This is a genomic window from Streptomyces kebangsaanensis (assembly GCF_001906585.1).
Lineage (GTDB): Bacteria > Actinomycetota > Actinomycetes > Streptomycetales > Streptomycetaceae > Streptomyces > Streptomyces kebangsaanensis.
The window spans coordinates 1-9,381 of sequence record NZ_JUJA01000009.1; the positions used below are offsets into that span (position 1 = coordinate 1).

Annotated in this window: 8 protein-coding genes and 2 pseudogenes; 5 read left to right on the forward strand and 5 right to left on the reverse strand. The window is 69.1% G+C overall.

The window, feature by feature from the left end; genetic code table 11:
* On the reverse strand, positions 1 to 1,135 hold a 1,135-nt coding region (locus RH94_RS00465; protein ID WP_073945699.1), incomplete at its 3' end, for an RNA-guided endonuclease InsQ/TnpB family protein.
* A 24-nt stretch (positions 1,136 to 1,159) separates the two neighbouring features.
* On the opposite strand from RH94_RS00465, the gene tnpA reads away from it, so the two are divergent.
* The 4 genes and pseudogenes from tnpA to RH94_RS46270 all read left to right on the forward strand — a co-directional run bounded on the left by tnpA (position 1,160) and on the right by RH94_RS46270 (position 3,651).
* Positions 1,160 to 1,576: an IS200/IS605 family transposase gene (gene tnpA / locus RH94_RS00470; protein WP_073945700.1), complete on the forward strand. Its 417-nt coding sequence runs from the start codon at positions 1,160 to 1,162 to the stop codon at positions 1,574 to 1,576.
* Positions 1,577 to 1,626: 50 nt separating this feature from the next.
* Positions 1,627 to 2,291: pseudogene (locus RH94_RS00475) on the forward strand (ABC transporter ATP-binding protein).
* On the forward strand, positions 2,288 to 3,046 hold the full coding sequence (locus tag RH94_RS46265) for a hypothetical protein (RefSeq protein ID WP_324614213.1): 759 nt from the start codon (positions 2,288 to 2,290) through the stop codon (positions 3,044 to 3,046). Before RH94_RS00475 ends, RH94_RS46265 begins: the two are co-directional and overlap by 4 nt.
* Positions 2,992 to 3,651 carry a hypothetical protein gene (locus tag RH94_RS46270; RefSeq protein WP_324614214.1) on the forward strand — a complete coding sequence of 220 codons (660 nt, stop codon included), beginning with the start codon at positions 2,992 to 2,994 and terminating at the stop codon, positions 3,649 to 3,651. Before RH94_RS46265 ends, RH94_RS46270 begins: the two co-directional genes overlap by 55 nt.
* 51 nt (positions 3,652 to 3,702) lie before the next feature.
* Here the strand turns inward: RH94_RS46270 and RH94_RS00485 are convergent, their stop codons facing one another.
* Positions 3,703 to 4,089 carry a VOC family protein gene (locus tag RH94_RS00485; RefSeq protein WP_073945701.1) on the reverse strand — a complete coding sequence of 129 codons (387 nt, stop codon included), beginning with the start codon at positions 4,087 to 4,089 and terminating at the stop codon, positions 3,703 to 3,705.
* Between the two features lie 507 nt (positions 4,090 to 4,596).
* The gene (locus tag RH94_RS41095) at positions 4,597 to 4,749 is read right to left on the reverse strand and encodes a hypothetical protein (protein WP_199880834.1); all 153 of its coding nucleotides are present in this window, start codon (positions 4,747 to 4,749) and stop codon (positions 4,597 to 4,599) included.
* A gap of 326 nt (positions 4,750 to 5,075) precedes the next feature.
* Here RH94_RS41095 and RH94_RS39270 point away from each other — a divergent pair.
* A pseudogene (locus RH94_RS39270) lies at positions 5,076 to 5,318 on the forward strand (tyrosine-type recombinase/integrase); the annotation flags it as partial.
* A gap of 489 nt (positions 5,319 to 5,807) precedes the next feature.
* Here the strand turns inward: RH94_RS39270 and RH94_RS00500 are convergent.
* Positions 5,808 to 6,233 (reverse strand): hypothetical protein, encoded by a 426-nt coding sequence (locus RH94_RS00500; protein ID WP_073945702.1) that lies wholly within the window; start codon positions 6,231 to 6,233, stop codon positions 5,808 to 5,810.
* A 90-nt stretch (positions 6,234 to 6,323) separates the two neighbouring features.
* Positions 6,324 to 9,381 (reverse strand): RHS repeat domain-containing protein (locus tag RH94_RS41705; RefSeq protein ID WP_234425413.1); only part of this gene is annotated, 3,058 nt, incomplete at its 5' end.

Consider the following 9,381-nt stretch of genomic DNA (forward strand, 5'->3'; position numbering starts at 1 on the left):
GCGTCTCCGCCCGTCCGGCGGCGACGATCCGGCGTCCTTCGTACAGGACGTTCTTCGCTGCGTTGTGGTCCCGGTCGTGGGCGGTGCCGCAGCTGCGGCACGTCCATGCGCGGACGTGGAGGGGCTTGGGCCCGTCCCGGAATCCGCAGGCGGAACAGGTCTGGGAGGACGGGAACGACCGGTCGACCCTGGCGAAGGTCCGGCCGTGCTTGACGGCCTTGTATTCCAGCATGCCGACGAACTGGGCCCATCCGGCGTCGTGGACGGACTTGGCGAGGCGGGTGCGGCCCAGGCCCTTGGCGGACAGCGTCTCCACGTACACCGCTTGGTTGTCGCGGATGATGCGGGTGGAGAGCTGGTGCTGCCAGTCCCGGCGCCGGTCCGCCACGCGGGCGTGCTGGCGTGCGACCTTCCTTCGGGCCTTGTCCCGGTTGTTGCTGCCCTTGGCCTTGCGGCTCAGCTCCTTCTGCATGCGCTTGAGCTTCTTCTCCGCCCGGCGCAGGAACTTCGGGGAGTCGAGCTTGCGGCCGTCGGCGAGGACCGCGAAGTGGTGCAGGCCGAGGTCGATCCCTGTGTCCGTCCCGGCCGCGGGAAGGATCTGCGGGGTGGTGTCGACGACGAACGACGCCCAGTACCGGCCGGCCGCGTCCATGGTGAGGGTGACGGATGTCGGAGTCGAGGGCAGCGTGCGGGACCACTTCACCCGCAGGTCGCCGACCTTGGCCACGTACAGGCGCCCGCTGGGCCGGATGCTGAACCCGTTCGCGGTGAGCCGGATGGACTGTCTGCGGTCCTTGCGGGACTTGAACCGGGGCGGGGCGACCCTGGGGCCCTTGCGTTTGCCGGTGAGCGAGGCGAAGAAGTTCCGGTACGCGGCGTGCAGGTCCCGCAGCGACTGGACCAGCACCACGGAGGACACCTCGCCGAGCCAGGCCCGCCCCTCGGTCTGCTTGGCGGCGGTGACGACCTGCTTTTGCAGGTCGGTGTCCTTGAGGTACGGCAGCCCCGCCGCGTGGGCTTCCTGCCGGGCGCGGAGCCCGTCGTTGAAGACCACGCGAGCGCACCCGAACGCCCTTGCCAGCGCGGCGCGCTGCCCGGGCTCGGGGTACACGCGGAAGTTGTACCTCAGCTGCACAACCACGACCGTACCATTTGGTCTATGGGTACGGATGCAGAATTTCGGCGGGGCAGGCATGTGGTTTCTGCGATGCACGTGCACTTGGTCTTCGTGACGAAGTACCGGCGCGGCGTCCTGGACGACGAGATGCTGAGGGTCTGCGAGGACACCATGCGCAGGGTGTGCGAGGACTTCGAGGCCGAGCTGAGGGAGTTCAACGGCGAGGACGACCACGTGCACCTGCTCGTGCACTACCCGCCCAAGGTCGCCGTCTCCAAGCTGGTGAACAGCCTCAAGGGCGTGTCCGCGCGCATCCTGCGCCGGGACTTCACCGGCCGCGCGAACCGGGCGATCATGCACGGGCACTTCTGGTCCCCGTCGTACTTCGCGGCATCCTGCGGCGGCGCGCCGCTGTCGATCATCCGGCAGTACATCGAACGGCAAAGGCGCCCGGCCTGACGGCCGGGCCCAGGCCAGGGATGCGCTGACCCCGCCCTGAAGGACGGGGCCTGCGCGCAAGAACATCGGTCAAGTCCCACGGCAGGACCCCGGCGCTGCGCGGGGCCGGCCTGGAGCTGGGCGAGGGCGAGATCGTCGCCGTGACCGGCGCGAGCGGCAGCGGGAAGTCCACGCTGCTGCACTGCCTGGCGGGCATCGTCCGGCCGGACGGCGGTTCGGTGACGTACGACGGGAAGCGCGTCGACACGCTGCCGGAGCACCGGCTGAGGGAGCTGCGCCGCACCGACTTCGGCGTGGTGTTCCAGTTCGGGCAGCTGATCCCCGAGCTGACGGCCGTGGACAACGTCGCGCTGCCGCTGATGCTGGCCGGGACCGCGCGGGGGGCGGCCCAGGAGCGGGCGGGGGTGTGGCTGGAGCGGTTCGGAGTGCGGGAGCAGGGGACTTCGAGACCTGGGGAGTTGAGTGGGGGCCAGGCGCAACGCGTGGCGCTGGCACGGGCGTTGGTGACCGGCCCGAGGGTGGTGTTCGCGGACGAGCCGACGGGGGCGCTGGACTCGCTGGCGAGCGAACAGGTGATGACGGCCCTGGTGGGGCCGCCCGGGAGGCGGGCACAGCCGTACTGCTGATCACGCACGACGCCCAGGTGGCGGCGTACGCCGACCGCGAGGTGCGGCTGCAGGACGGCGTGACGGTCGGGCTGGGGGTGCCCGCGTGAGAACCGATCTGCGGCTGGCCTGGCTGCTCGTCCGGGGCTCGGACCGGCAGGAGAGGTGGCGGATCGCGCTCACGGCGGTGGGGGCGATGTGCGCGACGGGCCTGGCCCTGGCGGCCGCCGTCCTGGCCTCGGTGCGCGGACAGTACGCCTTCTCCTTCGGCAACGGCCTGCTCGACCACCCCGGCGAGCGCTCCGGGGTGGTCGTCACGCTGCTGCTCCTGCTGGTCCCGGTGCTCGGGTTCCTCGGGCAGTGCGCCCGGATCGGGGCGGTGCACCGCGACCGGCGGACGGCCGTGCTGCGGCTGGCAAGCGCGGAGCCGGGCCGGGTGCGGCGGATCGCGGCGCTGGAGACCGGGTTGGCCTGCCTGCTGGGCTCGGCGCTCGCCACGGCCGGGTCGGCGGCGGTGCTGGTGGCCATGTGGGAGCGGCCGACCGCGTCGGCCTGGGCGGGGATCGCGCTGGTCGCGGTGTGCGTGCCGGTCCTCGGCACGGCGGCCGGGGTGCTGGCGCTGCGCCGGGTGGTGGCGTCACCGCTGGGGTGGGTCCGACGGAGCCACGCTCGGTCGGGGCGGGGTCCGGGGCTGCTGTTCGTGGGCGGGCTGCTGGTCGTGGGCGTGGCGGCGCTGGGGGCCGTGGCCGGGACGTCCTCCGGTTCCCCCACGGGGGCAGCGGGCCCGTCCCGCTCATCCTCCTGGCGTCGGTGCTGGCCGTCGGTGCGGGCGCGGTGCTGCTCACGGGCGCCCTGTCCCGGCTGACCGGCCGGCTGCTGGTGGGCCGGACCGGTTCCCCCACGGTGCTGATCGCGGCGGAGCGGCTGCGGGACGACCCGTGGGCGGCGGCCCGTACGCATGCGGCGGTTCTGGTGGTGACGGTCGTCGGGACCGGGTTCGTGGGGGTGCGGCAGGCGGTGCTCGCCGAGCTGGAGGAGATGCGCCGGGAGCACACCCTCGGGACGGGCATGTCCTTCTACACGACCGGACTGAACCTCACGGGCGCGGCCGTCGTCCTCGCCCTCGCGATCGTCCTCACGGCGCTCGCCGTCGGCACCGCCGAGTCCGTCGCCACCCGCCGCCGGGGCCTGACCGCGCAGGTGGCCGCGGGAGTACCCCAACGAGTGCTCGCCCGGGCCCTGCTCCTGGAGACCGCTCTGCCCCTGGCCCCGGCCGTTCTCGCGGCGGGCGTAGGCGGCCTGGCGATCGGCATCGGGTACGGGCACCTCGTCGACGGCGGAGGCCGGCCCATGCCGTACACGGCCCTCCTGGTCCCGGCCGGCGTGTACGCCGGCTGCCTGCTGGCCGCCGCCGCCTCCCTGCCGCTGCTACGGCGCTCGGTGCGCCCGGCGGAGCTGCGGTACGCGTGAACGACCGGTCCCGGGGGCCGAGGGAACCTCGGGACCGGAGCGGCCGCCGTCTCAGCCCCCGCCGCTCCCGTACGGCCTCGTCAGGATTTCCATGTTGTGACCGTCCGGGTCGTCGAAGTACGCCCCTCGGCCCCCGTCGTTGTGGTTGATCTCGCCGGGGTGCCGGTGGTGCGGGTCCGCCCAGTACGGCAGGCCCGCGGTCCGGATACGGGCGAAGATCGCGTCGAAGTCGTCCTCGGAGACCAGGAACGCGTAGTGCTGCTGGTCTATCTCCTCGGTGGTCTCCATGTAGTCCAGCGTCACGCCGTTCGCCACCTGCACCGGGGTGAACGGGCCGAACGGCGGCGCCACCTCGAGCCCCAGCAGATCCGCGAGGAACCGCGCGGACCGCTCCTTGTCGTGTGCGGCGACGATCGTGTGGTTGAGCTCTACAGTCATGGGCCGGCCCTCCTGCTCCCCATAGGTGCCACGACCACTTCCCACGGTAGGCAGCCGCACGGGCCCGCGCCATCGGCCTGTCGACCCATTCGGGCTCCGCCCGACGGCTGAGGCGTGAAGCCCTGGGCGACCGGTGACCTGCGGTTGCGGCCAGGTGACCATGAGGTCCACCCGGCGTCCTGCGTGACATGTTCCCCCTCGCCACCAAGCACACCTACACCGCCCAGGGGCTGTTGCCGTCAGGGCAGGAGGGTTGGGTGCCGGGGCGTGCTTGGGGCGGACGACGCTGAAGTGACGGCGGTCAGGGGTCGTGACGCGTTCCACTCCGAAACGTTCGACCACGGCGATCACCGAGGCGTCGACTCCGTCGAAAAAAGTCAGCGTGCTGCAGGACCAGCTCCCACCCGCAGCGTCACCACGAACATCATCACTGTCAGCCGAGGTGAGGTGGACCAATTCGAAGGCGTCACGAGCAACTTCTGTGAGGAAAGCTGCCTCCAGCTTGGGTCAGCGCTCCAGCAGCCAGCACACCTCGGTCAGTACCGGGCTGGTCAGCAGACGTCGGCCAGTCGTCGAGACCAGAAGAGCAGCACACTCCGCATAGCGACGATCGCCGGCGTTCAGGACCGCGGCGAGCGGGCCGGTGTCGAAGACGATCACTTTCACGCCTGGTCGTCAAACCGCTCGCGCATCCGCTCCCGAACGTAGTCGTCATGTCGCTCGGCCAGGCCCTCCGGCCCGTTGACCGCGCCGATCAACGCCAGCAGCCCGTCCGGGACCGACTGCTCCTCCTCGGGACGCGGAGCGAATGCCTCGGCAGCGGCCTGAGACAGTTCCTCGTCCTGGATCACGAGCAGGCGCAAACGACGACCTGGGGCGGCGTGAGCCGATCCACCAGGTAGTGCATGTCCTCGCAGTCGAATGCTTCGGTCACCCGGCCAGTCTGAGCGGATGACCTGAAGTTCTGCGCGTAATTCCTCGGTAGGGGTCCGCGCCGCATCCGCTTCCACGACCTCCGACACTCCACCGCAACCCTGCTCCTGAAACAGGGCGCCGACCCCGTCGTGATCAAGGAACTGCTCGGCCACGCCCACATCGGCGTCACCGTCGGCGTCTACGCCCACGTCCGACTCTGCCTACAGCACGATGCCGTCAACTCTCTCGGCACTACCCTCGGAGGCGGCTCAGCTCGGCCCAAGACAGACGCCAGCGACGGCAACGAGCCGCCACTGTCGACGGCCTCCGTCCATCGCCTCATAAAATCTATCGGGGACGCCGCCAGGAGATCTGTTGGCGACATCTGCGAGCGTTACCCTGCCGGGCGCGATGCGGGCTCGGATCTCGGACAGGGGCCGGTTGAACGGCGAAGGACACGCTCGTCCACCCACCCCTGCTCCCTCTCCGCCACCCCCTTGGCCACCAAAAATCCGACAAGTGCAACAAAGGGCCCATTCCGGGCGCCTCGAGACGGACCTGATGTCAGAAGGGACGTGGCACGGATACGCCTGCCGGGTCCGTACCGGCAGCCCGCCTCGCCTGCTCACGGCCTTCCGCAGCCTGGCAATCAGTCTCGCCCACCTCGCCGGATGGGCCGGCAACGCCGCCGCCCACGGCCACTGCCGCAACTGCTTGGCCGATGCCCCGCGCGAACCCGCTCTTGACCCGAGCACGCACCACGCCCGTGTTCCTTGCTGAGAGCGTGCGTACCGCTGTGAGCGCTACCGCCGGTTGATGCCGGGCAGAAAGACGCCGTAGAAGTCCAGCATCTTCAGGGTGCATGCCCGGGTCCGGTCCTTCATGTACGGCCAGGCGGCCTCCACGAGGCCGTCTGCATTCAGGAGCTCTTCGAGGACCCTGAAGTACACCGCGCCGCTGACGTGTTGCGAGGAGTGGTCCACGATTCGGTCCACGAAGTCCCAGCAACGCTTGAGTAGCTCCTTGTCCGGGGCCTTGCTCTCCAACTGCGGCATCAGGACCGGCTCGGTGAAGCACTCGGTCAGCAGCCCATAAAGGTGCACGACAGCGTCCTGGGCCAGAACGGCCGCTTCTGCAGGCTTCTGAAACTTCTCCGCGATGAACTCCGCAGATTCGGGGATGATCTGCAGCAGAAGGGAGGGAATCTCTTCGGCGGGGACATCGTTCATGGTTTCCCTGTTTCGCATGTGGTCGTCGTGGTTGGTGGTACGGGTACGGGGCCCGTCACGCGCTGTGCGCGACGGGCCCCGCAGCAAGTGTCAGGCGCAGTTCGAGCTCGTCGGAGAGCAGACGGATCCGCCGGCGTCAGGGACCTCCAAAGCCTCGTGGAACCCGAACGGGTCCACGATGTCCTTGGACATCTCCCAAGCACCTGCGCCCCAGCCGTACTCCCTCACGTAAGAGGGAGCCTCGGCCGCTACCGCTACTCCGCCGACAACGCCGAGGGCCCTGGAGAAGCCACGCAAGCGGGTGGGTTGACCGACGGGCTGGGGTCCATTGAACTTCGTGGGCTTGAACTCCCGGCCCGTGAGGTCCTTCACGGCAGCCGTCTTCATCACGGTATCGAAATTTGTCTTGATGGCGGATTTCATATTAGCGTCGCCATCCATCTTCACCTTGATGTTACCCGTGACATCGCGCGAGTTGAGCGCGTCCCACAGTTCCTTCGCCTCGGCCTTGGCGATAGCCAGATCCTTGTCGGACAGGAGGTGCTGGGTTCCCTTGTTCGTCTCCCTGGCCTTCCGGTCGCGGTCCAGCACCTCGGATAGGGCCCCCATCGTCTCCCAGCCATTCTGGAGGTGCAGCTGGGGATGGCCCGGGAGGGACTTGCCCGTGTTGAACTCGTAGATGATGGCCGTTGATATCTTGCCGTCGCCGAAGACATGCTTGGCTGGCGCCTTGGGATAGATCTGCATAAGCGCTCCGCGCAGCTTCTTGTTGCTCACCGACGGTGCCTGCGCGCGGGGGCGCATGGAGCCCGGATTCTTGTTCGGAACCTTGTTGAGAAGCTTGTGGACTACCTTCTTCAGCGCCTTGATCATCCCGAAGGGGTTGAAGAGTTTCCCGTCCGGGTCGGAGTACAGCAGCGGGTTGTTGTTGCCGTAGGTGTAGCCGTGGATCTGCTGTGGGTCGGACAGGTCCATCACCGGGTCGACGGAGAGGAACCGGCCGGTCTGCGGGTCGTACTCGCGTGCGCCGAGGTGGGTGAGGCCGGTGTCCTTGGTGTCGTCGATGCCACCGATGAAGCCCTTGGCACCGGGCCAGGCGGCCGGAGCCGTGCCGCGGGTCTCACCGAAGGGCAGGACCCGGCGTTGGGTGAGGGCCAGGTCGGCCGCGGCGACGGCCAGGAGGCCGGTGCCGTGGTGGTCCGCGAGGGTGAAGGAGAAGGTGCCGTCGTCGGCGCGGACCGCTTGGTGGCCGCTGCCGAGGTCGATGTAACGGGTGGCCTTCGCCTTGGTCGCGCCCTTGTCGAGGGTGACGTCCGTGTGGCCGAGGTGCAGGGTGGTTCGGGTGCCGGTGCGGGAGACGAGCCAGTTGCCGTTGGCGTCGTACAGGTAGTCGGTGACTTGGTCCGGTTTGCCGTCGACGGGCTCGGTGACCTTGGCGAGGAGCCCCTCGGCATCCCAGTCCAGGTGCTGTTTGCCGCGGTCGGTGGTGTTGCCGGTGGGGTCGTACTTGTAGTCGGTCCTGTTCGTCCCCGACGGTCCCTGGGTGGTGACCGAGGTCAGCTGGTGCGCCCCGGGCTTACCCGGGGTGGGGTACTCGTAGGTGCGCTTGACGTCCTTGGTGGTGTCGCCTCCCGTGTCGTGCCGGGTGTCGGTCAGCCGGTTGCCGGCCTTGTCATAGGTGTACGACTGCCAGTACGGGGCCGGACCACCGATCTTCGCTGCGGACGGGGCGGCGGCACAGGTCTGGTCGCCCTGCGTCCATGCCTCGGTCAGCCGGCGCAGGTAGTCGTAGGTGAAGCACTGGTTGTCGGTGCCGGTGCGGGAGACATCGCCGAGGGAGAGGATGTTGCCGGCCTCGTCGTAGCGGAAGGTGACGTTCTGGTCGACTCCCGGCTGTTCCTCGCGGTCGACGCGCGTGGTCGCCAGGCGCTGAGTGCCCCACTCGTAGGTGTTGGTGACCTGTGTCTTCTTGCCGCCGTTGGTCAGCCCGAAGGTGTACACCAGCGGTTTGCCGGTGTGGCTGTAGGTGGCGGTCGAGGTCATGCCCTGGCCGAAGACCGAGATCGGCCGCAGGGTCTTGTCCTCGTAGGTGTAGCTGATCGATCCGCCAGGCAGGGAGCCGGCCGCGGAGTAGCTGAGCGAGGCGACCTTGCCGGAGGGCTTGTAGGCCGTGCCGGACTGGTACGTGCCGGCGAGCGCTCCCTCGGCGGCCGGGATCACGGTCGCCGTCCTGATGGCCCGGTACAGCCTGTCGTAGGCGGTCACCGCGGTGGTGTACGCCTGGCCGTCCACGTACCGGGTGGACTCGGCGAGCTGGCCCTTGGCGTCGGCGACGGTGTCGTAGGTCCACTTGACCCGGAGCTTGCCCGTGCTGGAGCCCTCACGGAGCTCCGTCTTGCGGCCCAGCCCGTCGTAGGTGTTGAACAGAGCGATGCCGCGCTCGTCGGTGCTGGAGATCACCTGGCCGCGGTCGTCGTACTTGGTGTCGGTGCGGCCCTTGTCCGGGTCGGTGAAGGAGATCTGACGGCCGAGCTGGTCGTAGGTGTGGCTCCAGCTGTTGCCGACCGGGTCGGTGACCTTCAGCAGCTCGCCCGACGGCGTGTGCTCGTAGGTGGTCGTGTCGTACGCCGACTGGGGATCCCGCGCGTGGTGCTGACGCAGTTCGGTGACGTTGCCGCGGACGTCGGTGAGGGTGGTGACGGTGGTGTCGCCCACCGGCGGAATCACCGTGGTGCGGTCACCGCCGTAGATCGTCTTCGTGGTGTTGAGGACAGGGCCGCCGTCGCCGTTGCCGGCGATCTGCCTCTCCTCGACCGCACGGCCCAGGCCGTCGTACACGGTGCGCGTCTGGCTCTCCACGGCCAGCGCGTCGGCGGGTTTGAAGAGTTCGGTGACGGGGCTTCCGGTGGCGTAGTAGGGGGCGAAGGCCTTGGCGGTCAACCCCCGTTCGTCATAGAAGACGTCGGAGATGATCCGGCCGCCGTCCGGACCGGGTGCCTGCGACTGCCGCTCCCGCAGGAAGCCGTCGTAGAGCTTGTACGACGTGACCTGGCCACCCTCGTTGTTGAGCAGCTTGGTGGCGACGGCGACCGGCTTGCCCTCGGTGACCGAGTAGGTCCACTCGTACGTCGGCACGCTGCTCGTGGCC

Excerpts from the sequence above, each read along its gene's own strand:
- tnpA (WP_073945700.1), top strand. The coding sequence starts at position 1,160 with ATGGGTACGGATGCAGAATTTCGGCGGGGCAGGCATGTGGTTTCTGCG.
- RH94_RS00485 (WP_073945701.1), bottom strand. The coding sequence starts at position 4,089 with ATGACTGTAGAGCTCAACCACACGATCGTCGCCGCACACGACAAGGAG.
- RH94_RS00500 (WP_073945702.1), bottom strand. The coding sequence starts at position 6,233 with ATGAACGATGTCCCCGCCGAAGAGATTCCCTCCCTTCTGCTGCAGATC.